Origin of the sequence: Amycolatopsis saalfeldensis, from assembly GCF_900110575.1 — a bacterium.
GTDB lineage: Bacteria > Actinomycetota > Actinomycetes > Mycobacteriales > Pseudonocardiaceae > Amycolatopsis > Amycolatopsis saalfeldensis.
In genome coordinates, this window is sequence record NZ_FOEF01000005.1 from 319,951 (window position 1) to 344,336 (window position 24,386).

23 protein-coding genes and 1 pseudogene are annotated in these 24,386 nt (G+C 71.2%); 7 read left to right on the plus strand and 17 right to left on the minus strand.

Features of this window, described 5'->3' with window-relative positions; all coding sequences use genetic code 11:
- Window positions 1-17: 17 nt before the first annotated feature.
- Both BMY97_RS14850 and BMY97_RS14855 read right to left on the minus strand, forming a co-directional pair.
- Window positions 18-1,553 (minus strand): glycerol-3-phosphate dehydrogenase/oxidase, encoded by a 1,536-nt coding sequence (locus BMY97_RS14850; RefSeq protein WP_091617386.1) that lies wholly within the window; start codon window positions 1,551-1,553, stop codon window positions 18-20.
- 34 nt (window positions 1,554-1,587) lie between these two features.
- Window positions 1,588-2,232 (minus strand): TetR/AcrR family transcriptional regulator, encoded by a 645-nt coding sequence (locus tag BMY97_RS14855; protein WP_091617387.1) that lies wholly within the window; start codon window positions 2,230-2,232, stop codon window positions 1,588-1,590.
- Window positions 2,233-2,248: 16 nt separating this feature from the next.
- On the opposite strand from BMY97_RS14855, the gene BMY97_RS14860 reads away from it, so the two are divergent.
- The gene (locus tag BMY97_RS14860; RefSeq protein ID WP_245787318.1) at window positions 2,249-3,862 is read left to right on the plus strand and encodes an FAD-binding oxidoreductase; all 1,614 of its coding nucleotides are present in this window, start codon (window positions 2,249-2,251) and stop codon (window positions 3,860-3,862) included.
- A 27-nt stretch (window positions 3,863-3,889) separates the two neighbouring features.
- Entirely contained in the window at window positions 3,890-4,459 is a 570-nt protein-coding gene (locus tag BMY97_RS14865; protein ID WP_091617388.1) for a class I SAM-dependent methyltransferase, read from the plus strand.
- Here BMY97_RS14865 and BMY97_RS14870 read toward each other — a convergent pair.
- The 9 genes and pseudogenes from BMY97_RS14870 to BMY97_RS14910 all read right to left on the minus strand — a co-directional run bounded on the left by BMY97_RS14870 (window position 4,452) and on the right by BMY97_RS14910 (window position 14,752).
- Window positions 4,452-4,979: a gamma-glutamylcyclotransferase gene (locus tag BMY97_RS14870; RefSeq protein ID WP_091617389.1), complete on the minus strand. Its 528-nt coding sequence runs from the start codon at window positions 4,977-4,979 to the stop codon at window positions 4,452-4,454. The genes BMY97_RS14865 and BMY97_RS14870 overlap by 8 nt on opposite strands.
- Window positions 4,980-5,074: 95 nt before the next feature.
- Window positions 5,075-6,172 (minus strand): S-(hydroxymethyl)mycothiol dehydrogenase, encoded by a 1,098-nt coding sequence (locus BMY97_RS14875; protein WP_091617390.1) that lies wholly within the window; start codon window positions 6,170-6,172, stop codon window positions 5,075-5,077.
- 72 nt (window positions 6,173-6,244) lie between these two features.
- Complete coding sequence (locus BMY97_RS14880; RefSeq protein WP_177231343.1) at window positions 6,245-7,507, minus strand: peptidase C39 family protein; 1,263 nt, start codon at window positions 7,505-7,507, stop codon at window positions 6,245-6,247.
- Window positions 7,508-7,579: 72 nt separating this feature from the next.
- Window positions 7,580-7,981 carry a PaaI family thioesterase gene (locus tag BMY97_RS14885; protein WP_091617391.1) on the minus strand — a complete coding sequence of 134 codons (402 nt, stop codon included), beginning with the start codon at window positions 7,979-7,981 and terminating at the stop codon, window positions 7,580-7,582.
- A 58-nt stretch (window positions 7,982-8,039) separates the two neighbouring features.
- Window positions 8,040-9,767, minus strand: coding sequence for a TIGR03767 family metallophosphoesterase (locus BMY97_RS14890; protein WP_091617392.1), 1,728 nt, complete (start codon window positions 9,765-9,767; stop codon window positions 8,040-8,042).
- 220 nt (window positions 9,768-9,987) lie between these two features.
- Window positions 9,988-10,802 (minus strand): annotated as a pseudogene (locus BMY97_RS14895) (carbohydrate ABC transporter permease).
- A complete protein-coding gene (locus tag BMY97_RS14900; RefSeq protein ID WP_091617393.1) occupies window positions 10,799-11,710 on the minus strand; it encodes a carbohydrate ABC transporter permease in 912 nt (303 codons plus the stop codon). Before BMY97_RS14900 ends, BMY97_RS14895 begins: the two are co-directional and overlap by 4 nt.
- A complete protein-coding gene (locus BMY97_RS14905) occupies window positions 11,707-13,011 on the minus strand; it encodes an ABC transporter substrate-binding protein (RefSeq protein ID WP_091617394.1) in 1,305 nt (434 codons plus the stop codon). Before BMY97_RS14905 ends, BMY97_RS14900 begins: the two co-directional genes overlap by 4 nt.
- 100 nt (window positions 13,012-13,111) lie before the next feature.
- Window positions 13,112-14,752, minus strand: coding sequence for a long-chain fatty acid--CoA ligase (locus BMY97_RS14910; RefSeq protein WP_091617395.1), 1,641 nt, complete (start codon window positions 14,750-14,752; stop codon window positions 13,112-13,114).
- A 449-nt stretch (window positions 14,753-15,201) separates the two neighbouring features.
- Between BMY97_RS14910 and mihF the strand changes: the two genes are divergently transcribed.
- Both mihF and BMY97_RS14920 read left to right on the plus strand, forming a co-directional pair.
- Entirely contained in the window at window positions 15,202-15,513 is a 312-nt protein-coding gene (gene mihF / locus BMY97_RS14915; RefSeq protein ID WP_026468624.1) for an integration host factor, actinobacterial type, read from the plus strand.
- Between the two features lie 102 nt (window positions 15,514-15,615).
- Window positions 15,616-16,770 carry an isochorismate synthase gene (locus BMY97_RS14920; protein ID WP_091617532.1) on the plus strand — a complete coding sequence of 385 codons (1,155 nt, stop codon included), beginning with the start codon at window positions 15,616-15,618 and terminating at the stop codon, window positions 16,768-16,770.
- 10 nt (window positions 16,771-16,780) lie between these two features.
- Here BMY97_RS14920 and BMY97_RS14925 read toward each other — a convergent pair whose 3' ends face one another.
- The 5 genes from BMY97_RS14925 to BMY97_RS14945 form a co-directional block, all read right to left on the minus strand.
- Window positions 16,781-17,470, minus strand: a complete 690-nt coding sequence (locus BMY97_RS14925) for a 4'-phosphopantetheinyl transferase family protein (RefSeq protein WP_091617396.1) — start codon at window positions 17,468-17,470, stop codon at window positions 16,781-16,783.
- Between the two features lie 152 nt (window positions 17,471-17,622).
- The gene (locus tag BMY97_RS14930) at window positions 17,623-17,946 is read right to left on the minus strand and encodes a hypothetical protein (protein ID WP_091617397.1); all 324 of its coding nucleotides are present in this window, start codon (window positions 17,944-17,946) and stop codon (window positions 17,623-17,625) included.
- A 130-nt stretch (window positions 17,947-18,076) separates the two neighbouring features.
- Complete coding sequence (locus tag BMY97_RS14935; protein WP_091617398.1) at window positions 18,077-18,727, minus strand: TetR/AcrR family transcriptional regulator; 651 nt, start codon at window positions 18,725-18,727, stop codon at window positions 18,077-18,079.
- The gene (locus tag BMY97_RS14940) at window positions 18,724-20,259 is read right to left on the minus strand and encodes an ATP-dependent acyl-CoA ligase (RefSeq protein WP_091617399.1); all 1,536 of its coding nucleotides are present in this window, start codon (window positions 20,257-20,259) and stop codon (window positions 18,724-18,726) included. The genes BMY97_RS14935 and BMY97_RS14940 overlap by 4 nt, the downstream gene beginning before the upstream one ends.
- Complete coding sequence (locus tag BMY97_RS14945; protein WP_091617400.1) at window positions 20,256-20,999, minus strand: enoyl-CoA hydratase/isomerase family protein; 744 nt, start codon at window positions 20,997-20,999, stop codon at window positions 20,256-20,258. The genes BMY97_RS14940 and BMY97_RS14945 overlap by 4 nt, the downstream gene beginning before the upstream one ends.
- 47 nt (window positions 21,000-21,046) lie before the next feature.
- On the opposite strand from BMY97_RS14945, the gene BMY97_RS14950 reads away from it, so the two are divergent.
- Window positions 21,047-22,735 (plus strand): amidohydrolase, encoded by a 1,689-nt coding sequence (locus BMY97_RS14950; protein ID WP_091617401.1) that lies wholly within the window; start codon window positions 21,047-21,049, stop codon window positions 22,733-22,735.
- 31 nt (window positions 22,736-22,766) lie between these two features.
- On the opposite strand, the gene BMY97_RS14955 is transcribed toward BMY97_RS14950, so the two are convergent.
- Entirely contained in the window at window positions 22,767-23,087 is a 321-nt protein-coding gene (locus BMY97_RS14955) for a CHAT domain-containing protein (protein ID WP_091617402.1), read from the minus strand.
- Window positions 23,088-23,134: 47 nt separating this feature from the next.
- Between BMY97_RS14955 and BMY97_RS14960 the strand changes: the two genes are divergently transcribed.
- Both BMY97_RS14960 and BMY97_RS14965 read left to right on the plus strand, forming a co-directional pair.
- Complete coding sequence (locus BMY97_RS14960; protein ID WP_091617403.1) at window positions 23,135-23,575, plus strand: GNAT family N-acetyltransferase; 441 nt, start codon at window positions 23,135-23,137, stop codon at window positions 23,573-23,575.
- A gap of 62 nt (window positions 23,576-23,637) precedes the next feature.
- Entirely contained in the window at window positions 23,638-24,321 is a 684-nt protein-coding gene (locus tag BMY97_RS14965) for a metal-dependent transcriptional regulator (protein WP_091617404.1), read from the plus strand.
- The last annotated feature ends 65 nt before the right edge of the window (window positions 24,322-24,386 follow it).

Here is a 24,386-nt window from a genome sequence, read left to right on the forward strand (position 1 = left end):
CTTGGTGCGGGGGCGCTTCAGGACAAGCCGGCCAGTGCCTTCGCGACGAGTTCCTGGACCACGGGCCGTGCGGCGGCCGCGTCGGTGGGGGCGAGGGAGAGGCGGGTGCGGCGGTCGAGGACGTCTTCGGCGTTCAGGGCGCCCTCGTGGCGGACGGCCCAGACCACTTCGGCGGCGGTGATCTCCGTGCCGTCGAACAGGGGGGCCGCGAATTCCGGCTCGACCTGGCCCAGGGCGGCGACGCGGGGGGCCTCCGTGCCGTACTTGGCGACGAGGCGCGCGGGAGCGTCCACAAGGGACAGATGGTCGCGCGGTGCGGCGCCCAGCAACGACAGCCGGGCGGTGCGGGACGGGCCGGCGTGCAGGTTCGCGCGCGTCAGGGCCGCGTCGACGGCGTCCTCGGCCATTCGCCGGTACGTGGTGAGCTTGCCGCCGACGACGGTCAGGACGCCGTCGGCGCCGGTGACCACCGCGTGTTTGCGCGAGAGGTCCGCGCTGCGGCCGCCGGAGCCCGCGATCAGCGGACGCAGGCCGGCGAACGAGCCGATCACGTCCTCGCGGGTCAGCGGCCGCGCCAGTACCGAGGAGGCGACCGTCAAGAGAAACTCCACATCGGACTCCGGCACCGAAGGCACGGGCGGGACCTCGCCGTCCAGCGGCTCGTCCGTCAGTCCCAAGTAGACGCGGCCGTCGGGCTGGGGCAGCAGGAACACGAAGCGGTTGGTCTCGCCGGGCACCGGCACGTTCACCGAAGTCGCGCCGACCGACGCCGAGCCCGGCGCCAGCACCAGGTGCGAGCCGCGCGAAGGGCGCAGCCGCACGGAGTCCGTGAGCGTGTCCGCCCAGACTCCGGTCGCGTTGATCACCTGGCGGGCGCGCAGGTCGTACTCCGCCGAGCCCTCGCGGACGCGCACACCGTCCGCGGTCAGCGAAAGCGCTTCCACCCGTGTCAGGATTCGCGCGCCCAGCAAGGCGGCCGTCCGCGCGAGGGTCACCACCAGGCGCGCGTCGTCCACCAGTGCGCCGTCGTACGCCAGCAGCCCGCCGCGCAGGCCGCTCGGCGTGAGCCCAGGGGACAGCGCGAGCGCCTCGGCCACCGGGACGGGCCGCGGCCGGGGCAGGACCGACGAGGGCGTCCGCGCCACCCGGCGCAGCACGTCGCCCGCCTGCAACCCGGTGGCGATGACCGTCTGCTGGGCCCGGGAAGTGCCGGGGTACAAGGGAAACAGCTGCGGCATCGCCCGCGTCAAGTGCGGCGCCGTGCGTGTCATCAGGATGCCGCGCTCGACGGCGCTCTCGTGCGCCAGCCCCAGCTCACCCTTGGCCAGGTACCGCAGGCCGCCGTGCACGAGCTTGCTCGACCAGCGCGAGGTGCCGAACGCCAGGTCGCGCGCCTCCACGAGCGCGACCGACAGCCCGCGCGCGGCCGCGTCCAGCGCGATCCCGGCCCCGGTGACCCCACCGCCGACCACGATCACGTCCACCCGCTCGCCGCCGGTCAGCCGGTCCAGCTCACGCTCGCGACGACGCGCATTGAGCGAGCCGGTACTCATGCCGCCTCCGCGGGAACGAGCGCGTCGGCGGTGCTCACGGCCGCAACGAAGCGTCGAGCACGTGCCGGAACTCGGCCAGCAGTGCCTGCTCGTCGACGTCCGCCGTGGCGGGCCGCAGCGAGAACGCGAACGACTGCACCACCAGCAGGATCGAGCGGGCCTGCGTGACCACGTCGGCCCGCCGGATGGAGCCGTCCTGGTGCCCGGCCTCCAGCAGGTGCCGCAGCACCTGCTCGGCGAAGTTCTGCGTCGCGCCGAGCCGCTCCACGATGTAGGGCAGCACCAGTTCCGGGTCGACGTCCAGCAGCGTGCGGAACAGCGGGTCGGCGGACAGCGCGGTGACGGCGGCCGCGGCGATGCGCACCAGGCGGTCCCGCAGGTGCACCGCCTCGTCGCCGGCGTGGTTCGCCTGTTTCAGCAGGCCGCTGAACTCGCGGGTCATCAGCGCGGCGAGCACACTGCGGACGTCCGGGAACCGCCGGTACACCGTCATCCGGCTGACGTGCGCGGTGCGGGCGATCTCGGCGAGCGTGGTCCGCCGGACGCCGACCGCGAGCACGCACGCTCGGGCGGCGTCGAGCAGCACGTCGTCGGAGACGCGCGCCGAGGTCTGGCGGCTGCGGGTGCCTGCGAGCGCGGAGGAAGCTTCTTCCGGCTCGGAGTGACGTTTCACGTCCATATGTCACACTATAGTCGTGAACGATCTCATTAACCACCGTATCCGGGACTCGTGGGCGGGCGACGGAGCCGGCGTGCTGCCCGATCGGGCCGTCCGGTGGCTCGGCCAGCGTATCGGCCGGGTGGGGGTGGATCGAGGGCATAAGGTGCACCCTGTCCCGAACCTGACCGATTCGACGCTCGCCGAGCCCGCCCGGGAAGCGCTCGCGGCCGTGGTCGGGGCGGAGAACGTGCTGGTGGACGGCCCGGAGCGGCTCGCCCGTGCCAGTGGTCTGTCCTATCTGGACCTGCTGCGGCGGCAACGCCCTCAGCCCGGGGACCCGGTGCCGGCGCCCGACGCCGTGGTGCTGCCGGCCGACCCGGACCAGGTCCAGGCCGTGCTCGACGCCTGCGTGCGTCACGACGTGGGCGTGGTCCCGTTCGGCGGCGGCACCTCGGTGGTCGGCGGCGTCTCCGCGCTGCGCGGGGACAAGGCCGCCGTGATCGCGCTCGACCTGGCCCGGCTCGACGAGTTGGTGTCGGTCGACCCGGTTTCGCACCTCGCCGTGCTGCAGGCCGGCGTGCGCGGGCCCGAGGCCGAGCGGCTGCTGGGTGAGCACGGGTTCACCCTCGGTCACGTGCCGCAGTCCTTCGAGCGGGCGACCATCGGCGGGTTCGCCGCGACGCGCTCGGCCGGGCAGGCGTCGTCGGGCTACGGCCGGTTCGAGGACATGGTGGCCGGCGTCCGGCTGGCGACCCCGCGGGGTGAGTGGCGGCTCGGGGTCGCGCCCGCGTCGGCGGCCGGGCCGGACCTGCGCCAGCTCGCCGTCGGCAGCGAGGGCACGCTGGGCGTGATCACCGAGGTCGCGCTGCGCGTCCGGCCGGTGCCGCGGGAGCGGCGTTACGAGGGTTACGTCGTGGACGGCTGGGCGGCCGGCGCCGAGACCGTCCGGCAGCTGGCGCAGGAGCACGTGCTGGCGGACGTCACCCGGCTGTCCGATGTGGACGAGACGGCGGTGTCTTTCGCGCTCAGTGGTGGCTGGAAAACGGCTCTGCTACGCGGTTATCTCGCCGCCCGCGGGATGAAACGCCCGTGCCTGCTGATCGTCGGCTGGGAGGGCGACGTCAAGGCCAGGCAACGCCGGACGGCCGCCGTGCTGCGGCGCACGGGCGCGCTCCGGATCGGCCGCGCGCTCGGCGAGACCTGGCGCCACGGCCGGTTCAACGGCCCCCGGCAGCGCGACGTGCTGATGGGCCTCGGCGTCTGCGTCGAGACGCTGGAGACCGCGGCGTACTGGTCGAACCTCGACGACCTGCACGACGCCGTCCGCGCAGCGCTGACCGCTTCGCTCGGCCGGGCGATCGTGATGTGCCACGTCTCGCACGCGTACGAGACGGGCGCTTCGCTGTACTTCACCGTGCTGACCTCGCGGGACGACGCCGATCCGGTCGGCCAGTGGCAACGCGCGAAGCGGGCCGCGTCGGAGGCCATCGTCGGCCTCGGCACGATCTCGCACCACCACGCCGTGGGCGTCGACCATGCCCCGTACCTGCCCGCGGAGATCGGCGCGCTGGGCGTGGACGTGCTGCGCGCGGCCAAACACGCGGTCGACCCGACCGGCATCCTCAACCCCGGAAAACTGATCGGCTGAGCCGCGCCGGCCCGGCAAACTGGGGCGATGACCGACACCGTTGGCCCCGGCCTCTGCGCCGAGGAGCTGGTGGCGCGGGGCGCGAGCGTGACCGGGTTCGACCTGAGCCCGCGCATGATCGAGCTCGCCCGGGAGCGGGTCCCCGAAGGTGAGTTCCGCGTGCACGACCTGGCTGAGCGGCTCGACTGGCTGCCGGACGCGTCGGTGGACCTGGTGCTGTTCGCGCTGGCGCTGGAGTACGCCGACGACCGCGTGGCCGTGCTGCGCGAGCTGCGCCGGGTGCTGCGTCCGGACGGCGCGCTGGTGGTGTCCCGCATGCACCCCACCGGCGACTGGCTGCGTCACGGCGGCAACTACTTCGACGTGCGCCTGGTCGAGGAGACGTGGCATCAGGGCTGGCGGGTCCGCTACTGGCTGGCCCCGCTGGAGCAGACCTGCGAGGAGCTGCGTGCGGCCGGGTTCCTCATCGAGCGGCTGGTCGAGCCGAGGCCGCTGCCCGAGGCCGAGCGCGTCGACCCGGTCCGGCACGAGCGGGTGACCAAGCAGCCCAAGGGGTTTCTCGCGCTACGGGTGGTGCCGGACCCACGCGTCAGCTGAACGTCCGCGTCGGGGCCAAGACCTCGCACGGCACGCCGTGGCCGGGCGCCGGGACGCCGGTGAGCGCGGCCGCGCGGGCCTGCCCGACGTCCGAGACCCGCACCGGCCGCCCGTCCACGAGCAGGGGAAAGCGGATATCGGAATTCCCGACGTAGGCGTGCACACCGTCGAGCCGGGTGCCGTCTTCGAGCCGGATGTCGGCGCCGGTCAGCCGCGCGAGGTCGTACCGGTTGCCGCGGCCCTCGCACACGTCCAGCACCGCGAGCTGGTCCGGCGTGGCGAACCAGACCGCGTGCTCCTCGACGCCGGGCATCGCCGCCAGCGTGGCCGGGCGCTGGCCGTCGCGTTTGCGCAGGCCCGCCGCCCACACCGCGGCCAGCCCGGCGCAGCGCACCTTCAGCACGACCACCGGCCCGGCCAGCCCGAGGTGCTCCCGCAGCCAGGTGATCTTCGACGGGCACGCGTTGGACCCGTACGCGAGCACGGGGGTGCGCTCGCGCCACCCCGGCGGCGCCGCCATGAGGTCGTGGCCGGCGCCGTCGAAGTGGACGTACGAGCAGTCCGGCCGGGTCCCGGGGTACGGGTCGGCCGGGTACGCGGCGTCGGTGAAGAGGATCAGAACTCCACCACGCTGCGCAGGACGTCACCGCGGTGCATGTGCTCGAAGGCCGCCTCGACGCCGTCCAGGCCGATCCGCTCGGTGACGAACCGGTCCAGCGGCAAGCGGCCCTGCAGGTACAGGTCCACGAGCATGGGGAAGTCGCGCGAGGGCAGGCAGTCGCCGTACCAGGACGACTTGAGCGAGCCGCCGCGGGCGAAGAAGTCGATCAGCGGCAGGTCGTTCAGCCGCATCTCCGGCGTCGGGACGCCGACCAGCACCACGGTGCCCGCCAGGTCACGGCCGTAGAACGCCTGGCGCCAGGTCTCCGGCCGTCCGACGGCGTCGATCACCACGTCCGGGCCGAACGAGCGGGTCGCGTCCTGCATCGCGGTGACCACCGCGTCCTCGCCGAGGCCCTTGCTGTTGACGGTGTGCGTGGCGCCGAAACCCTTGGCCCACTCGAGTTTCCGGTCGTCGGTGTCGATCGCGATGATCGTGGTCGCGCCGGCCAGCCGGGCGCCCGCGATGGCGGCGTCGCCCACCCCGCCGCAGCCGATCACGGCCACCGAGTCCCCCCGCCCGACGGCGCCGGTGTTGATCGCCGCGCCCAGCCCGGCCATCACGCCGCAGCCGAGCAGGCCGGCCACCGCGGGCTCGGCCTCCGGGTTCACCTTCGTGCATTGTCCACTGTGGACGAGTGTCTTCTCCAGGAACGCGCCGACGCCCAGCGCCGGCGAAAGCTTGGTGCCGTCGGTGAGCGTCATCGGCTGCTCGGCGTTGAACGTGGAGAAGCAGTACCACGGCTTGCCGCGCTTGCACGCCCGGCAGGTGCCGCAGACCGCGCGCCAGTTCAGGATCACGTAGTCGCCCGGCGCGAGGTCGGTGACGCCCGCGCCGACCTTGTCCACCCGGCCCGCGGCCTCGTGGCCGAGCAGGAACGGGAACTCGTCGTTGATGCCGCCCTCGCGGTAGTGCAGGTCGGTGTGGCAGACCCCGCACGCCTGGACCGAAACGACCGCCTCGCCCGGCCCCGGGTCGGGCACCACCACCGTCTCCAGCGCGACCGGCTCGCCCTTCGCCCGCGACACGACTCCCTGGACCTCGTACGGCATGCGCACACCCTTTCCCGGCACCGTTGCTCTCGGGCAGCAGCTAATCACGGATCATGCGCGCCTCGCCATATCTCAGGCGGGGGTGACGAGGTAGACCACGCCGCCGGGGCCGCCCGCCACGCTGCCGGTGTCGGTGTAGCGCTTGGTGCGCTGCCAGATCTTTTCGAACTGGTCCCGCTTGTAGACGTTGCGCACCCGCGAGTCGGAGCTGGACGCCGGGTCGTTCACGATCACGTCACCGGTCTTGGTGAAGCCGACGACCACCATGATGTGCCCGGACGTGCCGTATCCCGCGCCGTCCAGTTCAGAGGAGAGGAACGACTGCGAGGTGATCACCGGGATACCGCGCGCGATGTAGCCCTCGAGCTCGTTCAGGTCGTGCAGACGGGTGATGTGGCCGCGCAGGCCGAGCGAAGCCGCGTACGCGGTGTTGAACGGCCAGTTGCCGGTGCCGTCGTACGCGTAGTCGTAGGTGTTGCGGGCCGCGTACACGACCGCGGGGTCGACGTAGTCCGACGGGATCCAGCTCATCTGCTGCGCGGTCGGCTTCTTGCCCCAGTACTCGGCCACCATCTCGGTCGAGGTCGGGCTGCACCAGGCCTCGCCGCCCCCGCCGTACTGCGGGAACTGTCCTTTGTGGATGTTCTGCGCGTACTCCGGGACCTTCAGCTCGATGCCGCTGGCGACGCCCGGCTTGGTGGTCCGCACGTCGAAGCGGTCCGGGACGTTGGAGGTCATCGCGCCGAGCGTGGACAGCGTCGGGGTGACGCGGGTGCCCGCCTCGCGGTAGAGGCTCACCCGCAGCTGGTACGAGCGCAGCGTGACGCCGGTCTTGGTCTCGAGCGTGTCGACGTCGACCGAGGCGTTGTCGTCGCTCTGCCCGTCGACGCTGGTGCGCTGGATGTCGCTGTCACCGCTGGCCCAGCGGCCCATCACGTACCAGGCGGTCTCGACGCCGGTGGACGTGCGGCCCTTGGCCTCGACCTCCAGCCAGGTCTTGGCCGGCGTCTGCGCGTTCCACGACGCGATGAGCTGCGTGGCGTCGAAGCCCGGGCGGAACACCGGGGAGGTCCAGGTGCCGTAGTCGTAGGTCTTCGTGGTGCCGAGGCCGGGCTCGCTGTGCTCGACCGTGCCGGCCGGGTGCGTGATGCGCAGCCCGCCGGGGCCCGGCCCGAGCCCGTCGAACCGGCCGGCGAAGTACCCCGGGCCGGACCACTCGTGGTAGTTGATGGCTTCGTCGTTCGCCGGGCGCGCCGGCGCGGCTTCGGCGTACTGCGTCGCCCCCGCGGTCAACATGGCGATCGACATTAGCGTGACCAGTCCGCGTGCGCGCATTCCGGCTCCGTCCCCAGGCTCGGTTGTTAGCCAGGGATTTTCGCCTGCCGCGGCGATTAAGTAAACAGGTGGCTAGAGCACGGCCTGCGTCTGTGTCACTTTCGCGACCAACTTCCCGTCGTCACCGGTCACCTCGGTCTCGACGACGACCACCCGCCGTCCCGCGTGCAGTGGTCTGGACGACGCAATGGCGTAGCCCGAACGGACGCTCCGGAGGAAGTTCGTCTTCGATTCGATCGTCGTGGTCGCCTCGGCGCCCTCGGGCAGGTTGAGGAACGCGCAGACGGCACCGGTCGAGTCGGCCAGCGCCATCAGGGCCCCGCCGTGCAGCGCTCCGCCGATCGTGCAGAGTGACTCGTCCCAGGCCAGGCGGCTGCGGACGAGTTCCTTGCCGTGCTCCAGGACCTCGATGCCGAGCCGTTCGCTGAACGGCATGGTCCGGTGGAAGAGCCGCGTGCCCTCGGGGTCGGTCATGCGCCCCAGTCAACCCGGTCCGGGCGCTTGGGGTCCATTACCTCGGGGGTAAGGCCACTCACCCGAGCGGGTTGGCCAGCAGCAGCTCGGTGTTGTGGTCGCCGGCCGCGCCGACCCGCCCCAGGTTCACGTGGATGTCGTTGTACGCCAGCTCCCGGTACAGCGACGCCAGCGCCGAAGGCGTCCGCGCGGAATAGTCCACCGCATAAGGGGATTCGGCTTCGATCAGCGTGGTGAACACCGACAGGGTGCCGTCGCCGTTGTCCGCGAGCTCGATGATCCGCGCGTGGTGCGGGAAGTCCACGTGGGAGGCGGTGTTGATCTCCCAGAAGCTCTGCGCCGGGGTCTTGCCGACGTGCGGCGTGATCTTGTTCAGGTGGGTGTGCCCGTTGACCCACGCCACCACGTTCGGGAAGCGCTGCAGCAGGCCGACGAACGCTTCGCCGTTCAGGCGGGGCTCCAGCAGGTGCCGGCCGTCGGGCAGGAGGTTGCCCATGGTGTCGCTGGTGTGGTGGCTGAAGAGGACGAACAGCTCGTCGGTGACCGAATGCGTGACCTTGCCGCCGAAGAAGTCGTAGTACACCGAGGTGCCGCGCTTGAGCGTCGACTCGAGCCAGGTGAACTGCCCGAGGCCGATCGAGCCGTCCGCGAAGCCGCCTTGGGTGGTGGTGTCGAGGCTGATGCCGGTGACGCCGTCGGCGATGCGGAAGGTGTAGTAGACGTTCCGGCCGTCGGCGTTGCCGTCGGTGAACCCGTGGCCGTGCGGGCCGGGGCCGGTGTTCGCCGCGGCCAGGTGGGCCTGCACGAACTCCGCGGTGCTGAACGGGCGGCGGCGCGGGTCCGGCGTGACCTCGCGGATCGTGCCGCTGCCGCCGAACAGCTCGCCGAGCGGGACGCTGGAGCCGTTCGCGATCGCCGTGCCCAGCTTCTTCCGGGTGCCCTCGTCCTTGCCGATCACCTTGTAGCGGCCGGTGTACCAGCCCTCGATGCCCGGGATGCCCTCGGGCAGTGTGCCGACCACGCTGTCGTCGTGATTGCCGAACGTGCAGTACCAAGGCACGTCCAGCCCGGGCGCGGTGAACGGCGCGATGGCCGCCTCCAGCAGGCCCGGCAGCTGCGGGAAGCCCTTCTTCGAGTAGTCGTCGTCGAGCGGGGTGGCCGGGTTCCAGAACTCGTTGTTGCCGGAGCTCTGCACGCCCTCGTAACGGCTCGGGTCGCCGGAGTTCGGGGTGACGGCGCCGCCGTTGAGGGTGGTGAGGAACCAGTCCAGCTCGATCAGCTCGTGGTTGTCGCTGTTGTCGCCGGTAGTCACCACGAAGTCGAACGGCCGCCCGGTGAACGGCCCCGCGCCGACGCTGTTGACCCGCTCCACGAGCGCGCTCGTCGCCACCGTGCCGAGCGCCTCCTGCGGCCGGTGCGCCGAGCCGATGAACGGGTGCAGGTACTCGAACCGCGCGGGCGATTCGGTGTCGGTGATGTGCAGGTCGGTGAACTGCACGAACGAGCCCAGCGCGTGGCGCCGGTCGTCGCGCCCGGACTGCGGCGCGGCCAGTTCGGCGCGCACCACCAGTGGCCAGCCGGGTCCGCCGGTGAGCCGGGTGTACGCCGTGGTCCCGGGGCTGACGGCGGTCGCCACCTGCTCCAGCGTCGTGCCGGTCGTGCGGACGCTCCGCGTCGCCGTGCGGCGCAGCGCCCGGTCCAGCGCGTTGGCGGTCGGGGTGCACAGCAGCAGCCCCGCCCCGGCGACCCCCGCCGCGGTGAACGCCCGCCTGGTCAGCTCGGCCATCTTCACTCCCGTTGTCGGCTCGCCCGGCACGCTGCCGGACGACGGTGGCGGCCCGATGAACAGGGGGAGAGCTGAACGTGAAGACCACTCATGTTCATCGTGACATTGTCGAGGACTTTGTCACAGTCGGACGGGGCGGCATACCGCCGAAGGTCGTGGTCACTTCTCCCGGGGGAACGCTTCCCGGATCGGTGGCCGGAGACCAGGCGTTACGTCCGCCTCAGCCCTTCAGCCCCGATTCCGTCACCCCGCGCACCAGGTACCGCTGCAAGAACGCGAACAGCAGCACGATCGGCAGGATCGACACCGCCGCGGCCAGGAACAGCAGGTTCAGCTGGGGGTTCTGCGAGGTCAGCAACCCGGACAGCGCGACCTGCACCGTCCACGAGTCCGGGGACTGCGCGATGATCAGCGGCCACAGGAACGCGTTCCAGCTGCCGATCACGGTGATCACCGCGATCGCCGCGAAGAACGGGCGGGAGTTGGGCACGACGATGCGCCGGAAGACGCCCCAGCGGGTCAGGCCGTCGAGCTGGCCCGCCTCCTCCAGTTCGCGCGGGAAGTCCAGGAAGTACTGCCGGAACAGGAACACGCTGAACCGCTGAACAGGCCCGGGATCACCAGCCCGCGGAAGTCCGAGAGCCAGCCCAGGGTCGACACGACGACAAAACTCGGCACGAACGTCACCGAGGTCGGGATCATCAGCGTCGCGATCACCGCGTACAGCACGGCTTTCGAGTGGCGGTACGGGATCCGCGCGAGGCCGTAGCCGGCCAGCGAGCACACCAGCAGCAGGCCGACGGTCTGCAGCACCGCCACGATCACCGAGTTCAGCAGGCTGCGCGCGAATGGCACGTCCTCCTGCGAGAACAGCTTCGAGAAGTTCTCCCAGTGCAGCTTCGACGGGAACAGCGTCCAGCTCGGCGCGGTGATCTCCGAGCGTGACGCGAGCCCGTTGCGCAGCAGCAGGTAGAACGGCACCAGGAACAGCACCGCCGCGACGATCAGCGCCGTCCAGCGCAGCGCGGCCCTCACGCGTCACTCCCGCCGAAGCGGAACAGCTTGCCCTGCAACAAAGTCACCACGGCGATGAGCAGTGCCAGGATCACCGCGCCGGCGCTGCCGCGGCCGAGGTCCTGCCCGCCGGAGCCCAGCGACGTGTAGTAGAGGTACACCAGCGGCGGCCGCGCGAACGGCGGGTAGCCGCGAGCGTCGCCCATGATGTTGTAGAACTCGTCGAAGGCCTGGTAGGCGTTGATCAGGTTGAGCAGCAGCACGGCCACCGACGTCGCGCGCAGCTGCGGCAGCGTGATGTGCCGGAACACCGGCCAGCCGGGCTTCGCGCCGTCCAGCCACGCGGCCTCGTAGAGGTGCTGCGGGATCCGCTGCAGCGCGGCCAGGAACAGAATCATGTAGAAGCCCAGCTGCAGCCACAGCCGCGCGGTCACCAGCACGATCCAGTACAGCGGCGGGTGGACCGTGCCCGTCCACGCCACCGGGTCGACGCCGAACAGGCCGAGCACGGTGTTCATCAGTCCATATCGGACACCCGAGAACAGCGACGTCTTCCAGATCAGCGAAGCCACCACGTACGAGCAGGCGAACGGCAGGAAGAACACCGAGCGGAAGAACGCGCGCGCGAACTTCAGCTGGTGCACCCCGACCGCCAGGGCCAGCGACACCACGAACGTCAGCGGGACGATGAACAGCGCGAACACGCTGAACGTGCCCAGGCTGCTCACGAACGGCCCGTCGGTCAGCATGTGCGCGTAGTTGTCGAGCCCGACGAACACACTCGGCGTCACCGTGTTGCGCGCGTCGAAGAACGACAGGTACACGCTCCAGCCGATCGGCAGGTACGCGAACACGGCCAGGCCGATCAGGAACGGGCCGACGAACCCCCAGAACGACAGCGTGTCCCGGGTCTTCCGGGACAGCGTCATCCGAACAGGCGCTTCAGCTCGGCCTGCGCGACGCCCACCGCGGTCTTCGTCGTCGCCACCGGGTCCGCGCCCTCCTTGGCGATCTTCGCGACGGCGTCGGACAGCGCCGTGTTCGACGCCTGTGTCCACACCGGACCGCCGACGAGATGGCTGTTCTCCTGCACGAACTTCGCGACGTCGGCCCCCACACCGGAGCTGAGGTTGCCGGCCTTGGCGACCAGGCTCTGGCGGGCCGGCAGGTGGAAGCCGAAGCGGGTGGCGAACTCCAGCTGGTCGTTGGTCTGGTCGATCCAGAGCCACTTCACGAACGCCTTGGCCTCGTTCACGTGCGCGCTCTTCGCGTTCACCATCGCGCCGTACGCGCCGACCGGCACCGAAGGCGCGCCGCTGTTGTCGAGCTTGGGGAAGGCGAGCACGCCGAAGTCCTCGTCGAGCGCGTCGCGGATCTTCGGCACGTTCCACAGGCCGGTCCACTGCATGGCGGCGAGGCCGTCGATGAACGCGCCGGGGTCGGACCAGTCCGCGGGCGCGCCGAGAAGCAGGGAACCGTTGGCGTTCAAGGTGTGCAGCTTGCCGAACGCGGTGGCCGCGCGCGGGTCGTCGAAGCCGACCTCGCGGTTGTTGTTCTTCAGGTAGTCGAGCCCGGCCGACCACAGCAGCGGCCCGGTGAGCGTGGCGACGCCGCCGTCGTTGCCGACGAACAGGCCCTTCACCCCGTCCTTGGACAGCTTGCCGGCGGCGTCGATCAGCTCGTCGACGGTCTGCGGCGGCTGCACCCCGGCGGCCTGCAGCAGGCTCTTGCGGTAGAAGAGCACCTGCGTGTCGACGGCCTGCGGGATGCCGTAGACCTTGCCCTCCACGGTCTGCGCGGCGAGCACGGCGGGGCTGAAGTCGTTCTTGACCGGCGCGATGAGGTCGTCCAGCGCGACGACCTGGTTCTGCCGCACCCAGTCGATCTTCACCTGCGCCTCGAAGACGTCCGGCACGGCGCTGTTCTGCAGCGCGGTGACGATCTTCGAGTCGTAGTCACCCGGGTTCCACTGGACCTTGACCAGCGAGTTCGGGTACGAGGCGGCGTAGTTCTTCACCGCGTCCTGCACGCCGTCTTCGCCGTACGCGTGATACCACTGCTGCAGCGTCACCTTCGGCGCGCTGGTCGAGGGCGGCGGCCCGGCCGAAGCCGCGGTCGACGGCGGCGGGTCGCCCGGCCGCCCGGTGTCCGACCCGCACGCGGCCGCGACGGCCCCGACCGCGCCCATGCCCGCCAACGTCAGGAACGACCGCCTGTTGCGCTGCTGCATCCCCAGAACTCCTCCGACGTGCGTGGGGGTCACCTTGAGAAACCACAGGCTCTCTCAAGGTGACCCCCGCCGTGAGAACGACTCGCCGGAGATTAACCGCTTAGAACTGGGAGATGTCGAGCTTTCCCTCTGAGTAGGACGCGCGGATCCGCTTCTTGTCGAACTTGCCGACGCTGGTCTTGGGGACTTCGTCCACGAACGTCCAGTTCTCCGGCAGCTGCCACTTCGCGACCTTGTCGGCGAGGTACTCGCGCAGCTGTTCGGCGGTGACGCTCTGGCCCTCCTTGACCACGACCGCGACCAGCGGCCGCTCGTCCCACTTCTCGTCCGGGATGCCGACGACGGCGGCCTCGGCGACCGCGGGGTGGCCCATCACCTGGTTCTCCAGGTCGACCGAGGAGATCCACTCGCCGCCGGACTTGATCACGTCCTTGGCGCGGTCGGTCAGGGTGAGGTAGCCGTCCGGGCTGATCTTGCCGACGTCACCGGTGCGCAGCCAGCCGTCGTGGAACTTCTCCGGGTCCGGGGTCGGGGCGCCGTCCTCGCCGCCGTAGTAGGCGCCGGCGATCCACGGGCCCTGGACCTCCAGCTCGCCGACGGCCTCGTTGTCCCACGGCAGCACCTCGCCGTCGTCGCTGATCAGGCGCGCGGAGACGGAGGCGGGGAAGCGGCCCTGGGTGTAGCGGTAGGCCCAGCGCTCCTCGCCGGTGGCGGACCCCGGCGGGCGGGCCACGCTGCCCAGCGGCGAGGTCTCGGTCATGCCCCAGGCGTGCAGGATCGGCACGCCGTAGCGCTCCTCGAACGCGTGCATCAGCGAGGGCGGCGCCGCCGAGCCGCCGACCACGACCTCCCGCACGTGGGTGATGTCCTGCGGGTTCGCGTCGAGGTGGGCGAGCAGGCCCTGCCAGATGGTCGGCACCGCGGCGGCGAAGGTCGGCTTCTCGGCGGCCAGCAGCGCGGCGATCGGGGCGGGCTGCAGGAAGCGGTCCGGCATCAGCAGCGACGCGCCGACCATCAGCGCCGCGTACGGCAGGCCCCAGGACATGGCGTGGAACATCGGCACGATCGCCAGCGCGGTGTCCTCCTGGGCCAGCCGCATGCTGTCGGTCATGCACACCTGCATCGAGTGCAGCCAGATGGAGCGGTGCGAGTAGACGACGCCCTTCGGGTCACCCGTGGTGCCGGAGGTGTAACACATCGCGGCGGCGGAGCGCTCGTCCACTTCCGGCCAGTCGAACTCGTCGGACTGGCCGGCCAGCAGCTCGTCGTAGGCGTGCACGGTGACGCCCTCGGGCGCCTGCAACGCCGAGGCGTCACCGTTCGCGACGATCACGTGCTTGACCGTGGTGAACGTGGGCAGCTGCTTCGCGAGCAGCGGGACCAGGGTGCCGTCGACGATGACCACCTGGTCCTCGGCGTGGTTGGCCACGAACGTCAGCTGCTCAGGGAACAGCCGGATGTTCAGGGTGTGCAGCACCGCGCCCATCGCCGGGACGGCGAGGTAGGCGGCCAGGTGCTCGGCGTTGTTCCACATGAACGTGCCGACGCGCTGGTCGCCGGTGATGCCCAGGCCGCGGAGCGCGTTCGCGAGCCGCGCGGCGTGCTTGCCGAGCTCCGCATAGGTCTCACGGCGGGCTTCTGAACCGGTCCAGGTGATCACTTCGGACTTCGCGTGCACCGTCGTCCCGTGGCGCAGCAGCTTCGCCAACGACAGCTGCCCGTCCTGCATCGTGCTCAACATCGGTACTCCCGGGGGTCGTTCGCCGGTGAACTGGGGTGACGCCGACTCTAATCGGGATCGGGGGTGGTGGGCATGGTCAACTTCGGCGGCCGTCCGTCCCGCGATCGGGTGGCGGGCCCCGCGGGCCAAGATCAACTTCGTGGAACGCTTTTCCTTGCAGGGCAACAAAACGTGTTGTGTTAACTGTGCCGAAATAGTGGCTCTTTCGGGTGACCGAATGGGCTGGGAAAGGAGGGACGTCCGACGTTTCCGCAGGCCGCGGGGGTGCTCTGGTGGCTTGCCTCACGGGTGGCCGGAGGGTGATAAGTGCGTGTCGGTTGCGCGCTCTTCGAGGGTGTGGCGTTTACTGGGGCCGTGGTAAGAGACGGCTGGCCAGCGCTTGCACTTGCAAGCAACGGGAAAAAGCCGTCGGCCGCGTAAGCGGAGACCTGAGAGGAAAGGACACTACGTTGGCTCTGCCCACGTTGACTCCGGAGCAGCGCGCTGACGCCCTCGCCAAGGCGGCAGAGGCACGTAAGGCGCGTTCGGAGCTGCTCGCGTCGATCAAGTCCGGCAAGGAGAGCATCGAGAAGGTGCTCAAGCAGGCCAAGGAGAACAAGACCATCGGGAAGACGAAGGTCACCCAGCTGCTCAAGGCCGTGCCCGGCCTGGGGGCGGTCAAGGTCGCCGCACTGCTCGAGCAGGCGGGGATCGACCCCGACCGCCGGGCCGCGGGCCTGGGCGAGCGTCAGCGTGAAGCGCTGATCGACGCGCTCAAGTAGCACGATCCCGGCGCCCGCGGGGAAGGTGCGCCCCGGACACCGAAGGTGTTCTTCCGGCAACACTTTCCCCGCGGAGCTCCCGGATCCTGGGACGCTGGGGTGGTGCCGACCAGTACCGCACCGGCGACCCCGGTCGAAACCACCGCCCGTTACCAGCGTGGCGACTTTCTGTTCGCGACGGCCCGGCGCGCGCTGCTCGCCAAGGGCTCGGTCGGGACCGTCACGGACACCGACCCGCGGCGGCTGGCCCGCTCGGTGGCCGAGGAGCTGAACCGCTCCGGCGTGCCGCTGGCAGTCGGGGCGCTGCCCTTCGACACCGGCCCGGACACCACCACGCCGGGTCATCTGGTGCTGCCGCGGACCGTGCACCGCGCGCAGGCGGAGACCGCCGCGTCGGCGTCACCGCCCGCGGAAGACCTGCCCGCCCCCTCGGCCACCCGCGAGGTGCCCTCCGAGGCGGGCCACAAGGCGAACGTGCTCGCCACCGTCGCCGCCCTGCGCGATCGCGATCTCCGTAAAGCCGTGCTCGCGCGGGCGCTGGACCTCGATTTCGAGACGCCGATCCAGGTTGAGCGGATCGTGCGCAATCTGGCCGCGGGCAACCCGCGCCACTTCACGTATGCCGCCGAGCTGCCCGGTGGGCGCACCCTCGTCGGCGCGACGCCGGAGCTGCTGCTCTCCCGCGCCGGCGATTCCGTGTTCACCACCCCGCACGCCGGGTCCATGCCGCGCTCCGCCGACCCCGGGGCCGACCGGGCGAACGGGGAAGCCCTGCTGGCGTCGGGCAAGGACCAGGAAGAGCACGCGGTGGTGGTCGAGTACGTCGTCGAGGCGCTGCGGCCGTTCTGCCGGAGGCTCGACGTGCCCGCCGCCCCCGAGCTGGTCTCGACCCCCGCGATCTGGCACCTGCGCACCGCCATCACCGGCGAGCTGACCGACCGCGACGTCACGGCGCTGGACCTCGCCGCCGCGCTGCACCCGACCCCCGCCATCTGCGGCACGCCGACCGCCGCCGCGCGCGATCTGGTGCAGGAGCTGGAACCCTTCGACCGCGGCTACTACGCCGGCACCGTCGGCTGGGTCGACGCTTCGGGTGACGGCGAGTGGGCCGTCGCCGTCCGCTGCGCCGAGATCGCGTCGTCGACCATGCGGCTCTACGCGGGCGGCGGCATCGTCCCGGCCTCCGACGCGCAGGCCGAGTTCGACGAGACGGTCGCCAAACTCCGCACCCTGCTCGGCGCGATGGGCCTCGACTGACCCGTTGTGCTCAGGGGAGCCAGTTCTCCTCGGTGACCACGAGGTCGTCCGAGGTCAGTGCGGCGACGGCCGCGCGGTGGCCGTCGGCGGCCTTGAGGTCCGCCAGCCGGGTGCGGGCCGGGTCCAGCGCCGGGTCGCTCGAGGCGACCAGCTCCGCGGGCGCGTTGTACGGCGAGAAAGTGATGCTCTGCAACGGGATCTTCAGGCCCTTGCCGGTGGCCTTCATGACGGCCTCCTTCCGGGTCCAGTAGACGAAAAACGCCGCCGAACGCTCGGTGTCGGGCAGCCCGGCCAATGCCTCCTGCTCGGCCGGGCTGAGCGCGTACTCGATCAGCGACGCGTCCGCGCGGCGGCTGGAGCTCTCGACGTCGAGGCCCACCGGCACCCCGGCCGTCGCGGCGACGCCGATCAGCTCACCCGAGTGGGAGATCGACAGCACCAAGTCCGCGCCCGGCACCCGGGGACGGCCGTGGGGCTTGCCGCAGTCCGCACAGGTGGCGTCGAAGACCACGGTTTCCACCGGCACGCCCAGCCGCTCGGCCGCGAGCGTCTTCGCCAGCACCCGGCCGGTCAGGAACCGGCGCTGGTCCAGCTCCAGCCGGTACGCCTCGTGCCGGCCGCGCTCGACGTCGTCGAGCAGCCGCAGGAAGCGGTCTTCCCCGGGCAGCGGCCGCGACCAGCGGACCACGATTTCCGTCACCTGGAACCCTCCTCGTCCACCCCCTGATCCTCCCGGGCCGGCGGCGAGTTGTCACGGTGACCTACGAGGTACTGGGGGGAACCCCAGCCGGGGACGGAACGAAAACAGGCCCCCGTCCGCATCGACGGGGGCCTGCTCCGGGTTCGTGGGGTCTAGTCGGTCTTGTTGCGCATGGCGATCGGGACGCCCGCCAGATCCTCCTCGTTGCAGAGCACCTTCACGTCGTAATAGGGCGAGCCCTGCCGGTCGTCGTAGTCGAGGTGGATCGCGAGCACGTCGAGCGGTTCACCGAGCCACTCCTGAGCCTGACGTAGCCACACGGCACAACGTTCCAGTGCGGTCGGCAGATCGTCGTCGCGAAACTCGACCGGGCGATACGGCACGTCCTGTACCTGATCGCGGGGGTGCGTGGGGGCTGGCAGGCCTGGTGCGAGACCCGAGTCGTCCAGTTCGAGTTGGATCGTTTGCTCAGTCACCCTTCGAGCGTCCCCCACGTTCGCCGTTCGAGCAAGGCGTAGGAGCCTAAAAGCCCCGCTACGGTGCTGGTAGACACCAAACCGATCGAAAGTAAGCAGTTGGCGCAGGCCTTCGCCTTCCCCGGTCGGCTTACTTTCGATCTTTTTGGTGGGGCACGTCCCACACTTGGGCGACCACTTCGAGGCAGGGTCGCAGATCGGTCACGGCCACTTCGCCCGGGTGTCCCAGCGCCCGTAACGCCAATTCCGCGTAATGCCGGGCGAGCCCGTCCAACGGCAGCGGGCCGCGGGGCGAATACCACCGTGCGACACCACTGCACATCTCCAGCAGCGCCAGCCTGGTCACGGCCGGGTGCGCGGTGTGGAACACGCCCGCGGCCACACCGTCCTCGATGGCCTGTGCCCAGAGCTCTTCGTATTCGTCCCGCAGCGCGACGACACGGGCACGCGCGGCGTCCGAAAGCGCGTCGACTTCGTTGTCCACCACCCGGGTTTCGGCCGGCTGGGCGGCGTGCGCGAGGACGTGCAGCGCGACCAGCGCGCGCAGCCGGGCCACCGGATCGCCGGCGCCGGCCGTGGCCTTCGCCGCGGCGTCGAGCAGGCGCCGCAGCGACGTCGCCATGATCTCGACGAGCAAGTCCTCCTTCGTGCCCATGTAGTGGTAAAGGCTCGCGGACGACAGCTCCGCCTCCTGGGCCAGATCCCGGATGCCCGTGCCGTGGAAACCCTTGGCGGCGAACAGTTTCACCGCCGCCGCGCGCACCCGTTCGCCACTGCTCACAACCACTCCCCGGTGCTGCGGTCCCAGGCTCCGGCGCGCGGGTTCGGCGTCTTGCGCAGCTCGCCCTTCGCGACGCGCTCCGAAGGCGTCAGCGGCAGGTCTTCGGCGAACGCCCAGAAGCGCGGCACCTTGAAGTAGGCCAGCTTGTCCGCGCAGAACTCGGCCAGCGCTTCGGGTTCCGGCCGCGCGCCTTCACACACGATGTACGCCTTCACCTCTTCGCCGCGCAGCTCGTCCGGCACCGCGATGACGGCCGCGAGCCGTACCGCCGGATGGAGCAGCAACGCGCGCTCCACCTCGTCGGCCGAGACGTTCTCGCCGCTGCGCCGGATCATGTCCTTAGTACGGCCAACGAAATACACCCGGCCTTCGGCGTCCATGCGCGCCAGGTCGCCGGTGTGGAACCAGCCGCCCGCGAACGCGCGCGTGGTCGCCTCGGGATCTTCGTGGTAGCCGTGCATCAGGCCGATGCCGCGGATGAGCAGCTCGCCGGTTTCCCCGCGCGGCAGCGGCTTCCCGTCGTCGCCGGCGATCATCACCTCGCGGTCGCGGGTCGGGCGCCCGATGCAGCCGGTGCCGACGGCGGCTTCGTGGTCCGCTTCGGACACCCGGATGTCGCCGCCCGTCTCGGTCATCCCGAACGCCTCGTACCACGGCACGCCCCAGCGCTCTTCCAGCTCCGCGTGCAGTTCGCGCGGGATGGCGGACGCGCAGACCGCGCGCACCCGGTGGTTCCGGTCGTCCTCGTGGGGCGGCTGGCGCAGCAGCAGCGTCGGCATCAGGCCGAGGCAGTAGAACCAGGTGACGCCGTGCTCGCGGACCTTCGCCCAGAACGTCGACGGGTGGAACCGGTCCAGCACCACCAGGGTGGCGCCGCCCGCGAGCCCCAGCGCGACGTTCCACTGTGGATCGATGTAGTGGAACGGCTGGGCGGTGAGCAGCACGTCCTCCTCGCCGACGGCCGGGAAGTCCGCGGCCAGCCCGATCGCCAGCGTGGTCCAGTAGCGGTGCGGCAGCACACAGCCCTTGGGCGCGCCGGTGGTGCCGGAGGTGTACTGGAGGTTCACGGGCTGCTCGGCGACCACCGGGGCGGGCTCGTACGGCTTGGTGGCTTGTAGTTCGTCCGCCGTCAGGACGCGTTCCAACGCGGTGTCCGGCGCGATCTTCCGCAGCAGCTCGACGAATTCCCCGGCCGCCACGGCGAACCGCGCGCCGGAATGACGCAGCACGTGGGCGCCGTCGAACTCGCGGTAGCTCGTGTTCACCGGCACGAGCACCGCGCCGAGCTTCGCCAGCGCCAGCCACAGCAACGGGAACTCGGGCTGGTTGCGCAGCATCACCGCGACCCGGTCGCCCGGGCGGACGCCCAGCCCGTGCAGCGCGGCGGCGAAGGCGGTGCTGCGGGTGTCCACGTCCGCGAAGGTGAAGCGCTCGCCGGTCACGTCGAAGACCCACGCGGTGCGCTCCGGCCAGAGCCGCGCGGCCCGCGTGACCAGCTCGACGAGGGTGTCCGCCTGGGCGAGCGACGTCACGACCGGCTCCGGAACGCCTCGGTCGACGCGCGGACCGCGGCCGAGTGCTCGGTCACCAGCGCGTGGCTGACTTCCAGCTCCAGCGCCGATTCCAGGGCGTGGTCGATCCCGGCGTCGAGCGCGCGCTTGGCCATGGTGGCGGCCTCCGCGGGGTGGTGCGCGATCTTCTCGGCCCAGCCCTGGGCGAGAAGCATCAGCTCGGCGGCCGGGACGGCGGCGTTGACCAGGCCGAGGTCGTGCGCGCGAAGGCCGTCGAAGCGCTCGCCGAGCAGCAGCAGCTCCTTCGCCTTCATCGGGCCGACCAGCAGCGGCAGCAGCCGTGAGGCCGCGCCCGTGACGCTGAGCCCGAGCGACACCTCGGGGAACGCGAACACGGCGTCGTCCGCGGCCAGCACCAGGTCGCAGCCCAGCGCGAACTCCGCGCCGGCGCCGATCGCATAGCCGTGCACGGCGGCGATCACCGGCTGCGGCAGTGCGCGCAGCCGCCGGGTGACGTCCTGGAGCCGGTCGAGCCGGACGCGCGAGTCGCCTTCCGGCGTCGGCTCCTTCAGGTCGTGCCCGGCGCAGAACGCCCGGCCGTTGCCGGCCAGCACGACCACGCGGGCGTCGCAGCGCGCGACGCCGTCCAGCGCGGCGAGGAAGTCGTCCACCAGCACGGGGGCGACGGCGTTCAGCCGCTCGGGCCGGTTCAGCCGGATCTGCGCGATGCCGCCTTCGACGGTCAGGTCCACGGTGCTCATGGCGGCGAGCCTAGACGTTCGATCGATCGATCGATAGTGTCAGCGGCATGCGGGTCGACGCGGTTTACGAGAACGCACACCTGATCACCGGCGAGAGCGCGCTGGCCGTGCTGAACGGCCGGGTGGTGGCGCTGGGCGAGGACGCCGAGGGGCTTTCGGCGCGCCGCCGGGTCGACCTCGGCGGCGCGTACGTGGTGCCCGGCTTCCACGACGCGCACAACCACATGGCCTGGTACGGCATGGGCCTGGACGACGTGCCGCTGAGCGGCTGCCGCAGCGTCGAGGAGGTCTACGACGCCGTCGCGCGCCGGGCCGCCGGGCTGCCTGCCGGGAGCTGGGTGATCGGCAGCGGTTACGACCAGAACAAGCTGGCCGGCGGCCACCCCGACCGGCACGGCCTGGACCGCGCCGCGCCCGGCATGCTGGTCCGGCTCAAGCACACCTCCGGGCACATGACCGTGGTCAACTCGGCGGTGCTCGACCGCCTGGACCTGGCGAATGTGCCGGTGGGCGGCGACGTGGTGCTCGACGCCGCGGGCTCGCCGACCGGGCTGCTGCGCGAGCAGGCCCAGCTGCTGCTGCGACCGTTGACCTATCCGACGCCGCTGGAGTCCGTGGTCCGCGGCCTGGACCGGGCGGGCGAGCAGTACCTGTCCGAGGGCATCACCAGCGTGCAGGAGGCCGGGATCGGCGGCGGGCTGGTCGGCGAGACCCCGGCGGAACTGGCGGCGTACCAGCTGGCTCGCTCGCGCGGGCTGCTGCGCGTACGGAGCACCGTGATGGTGGCCGCGAGCGTGCTGCACGACCTGCCCGACGGCGCCGGTTTCGGCCTGGACCTCGGCCTGCGCACCGGCCTCGGCGACGACTGGCTGCGCGTCGGGCCGATGAAGCTCTTCGCCGACGGCTCCCTGATCGGGCGGACCTGCGCGATGCACGAGCCGTTCGCCGGCACCGGCCCGGATGCCGGGGCTGCCGCAAGCTCCGGCGCGGCCGCTGGTTCCGGAGCTGCCTCAGCTCCCCGCGCTGCCTCAGCTCCCGGCGCTGTCTCGGATCCCGGCGAGGCACAGAACCGCGGCTACTTCCAGGTGCCCGAGGACGAGCTGGCCCGCACCATCCGCCTCGCGCACGAGGCCGGCTGGCAGATCGCGACCCACGCCATCGGCGACCGTGCCGTGACGGTGGTGCTCGACGCGTACGAAGCCGCTCTGGCCGCTTCGCCGCGCGCGGATCACCGGCACCGCATCGAGCACTGCGCGGTGCTTCAGCCCGCAGAGCTGAGGCGGCTCGCCTCGCTGGGCCTGATCGCCTCGCCGCAGGGCCGCTTCGTGAACGAACTCGGCGACGGCATGCGCGCAGCCCTGGGCGAGCACCGCGTGCCGTGGTGCTACCGGCTGCGCAGCGTCCTCGACGCGGGCGTTGTCCTACCCGCCAGCTCCGACCGCCCCGTGGTCAACGGCGCGCCGCTGCTCGGCCTGGCGGACATGGTGCGCCGCCGGACCTCGTCGGGAGCACCGTTCTCCCCCGAGGAGGCGATCACCCCCGCGGAAGCCCTGCGCGCGTACACGTACGGCTCGGCGTACGCGACCTTCGCCGAAGACCGGCTCGGCACCCTGGAGCCGGGCAAGCTGGCGGACTTCGCCGTGCTCTCCGGCAATCCCCTTGACGAGTCCGGAATGGACGATCTGCGCGTGCTCGCCACCGCGATCGACGGCGAACTCCGTTACGAGGCCCCATGACCGATCGGTCCATGACTCAGCACCCCATCATTCACCTCCCGCCGACGAACGCCAGCGCCTCGCGAGCGAGCGCTTCCCACTGGTACGAAGATTCGGTGTCGAGGGTGAACCACTCCTTCATCGGCGTTCCTTTGTTGGCGTCGAACCGGATTCCGTGGCCCTCGTCGACCAGCGCGTCGACCCGGGGCCGCGGCAGTTTCAGCACGAGGTGCCCGCGCACGAACTTGGCGAAGATCCGGTTGTCCACGCGCAGGGCGTGCGAACCGAACCCGCGCCCGGGCGTGGGCGGGGTGACGCCTTCGGCACCCAGCATCTCGTCGATCAGGTCCTCGAACCGCTCCTGCGGAGTCATGCCAGCACGATAACCACGACCACCGACAGAAATGAGGCTGCTCGCCGATGCCCGTTCGCGAAGCCGTGTTCGAAGACGCCGAAGAAATCTGCGCGCTCATCGAAGAACACGCTGTCTACGAAGACAAACACGACCTGAAGCTGGACCGCGCCGAGATGAGCGGGCACCTGTTCGGGCCGGAGCCGAAGGCCTGGGTGCTGATCGCCAGCCCACCCGGCCGCCCGGACCTGGTCGCGGGCTTCGCCTTCTGCAGCTGGAACTTCTCCACCTGGGAGGCCCGCCCCGGCATCTGGCTCGACGATCTGTTCATCCGCCCGGAGCACCGTCGCCACGGCCTCGGCCGGGAGCTGCTGAACGCCCTGCGCGAGCGCACCGCCGGCCGCGTCGAATGGGACATGCAGGCCGGGAACGAAAAGGCCGCGGCCTTCTACGCGCAGCTGGGCGCCGAGCCCGTGCCCGGCTGGACCCGGTACCGCTGGCGGCCGTGACGCGCCCGCGCACCTCGCGCCGGACGGCAGGAGTGTCGGGGCGGCCCCGTATCGTATGCGGCATGGGAGATGGTTCCGTCCGGAGGTCGTCGTCGGTCGAGGACTACGTGCGGGTGATCTACGGGCTGGTCGAGCGAGGTGAAGCGGTCACGAACGCGTCGCTGGCGGGGCGGCTCGAGGTCAGCCCCTCGTCGGCCTCGGGCATGGTGACGAAGCTTTCCCAGCTCGGCCTCGTGGCGCACGTGCCGTACCGCGGCATCGAGCTGACCGCCGAGGGGCGGCTGCTCGCGCGGTCCGTGCTGCGCCGGCACCGGCTGATCGAGACGTACCTGGTCTCCGAGCTGGGCTACACCTGGGACGAGGTGCACGCCGAGGCCGACGCCCTCGAGCACGCGGTGTCCGATTGCCTGGTCGAGCGCATCGCGGCCAAGCTCGGCAACCCCGTCCGCGACCCGCACGGCGACCCCATCCCCGCCCCGGACGGCAGCGTCGAGGAGCTGCCGATGCGCATCCTGGACGACCTCCCGCCGGGCGCCGTCGGCGAGATCGTGCGCGTCTGGGACACCGACCCCGAGCTGCTGCGCTACCTGACCGAGCACGCGATCGGCCTCGGCGAGCGGATCGAGGTCGTCGAGCGCCAGCCCTTCGGCGGCCCGATGGTCGTGAAGGTCGGCCAGCCGCCGGACGCCGCCACCCACGCCATCGGCAAGGAGATCGCGCAGGCCCTGTCGGTCGCGGTGCGCTGAGACTGCGTCGCCGGACGTACGCCGGGGTGACGTCGCCTGGCGGATGTGCCCGCACCCGTCGCGGG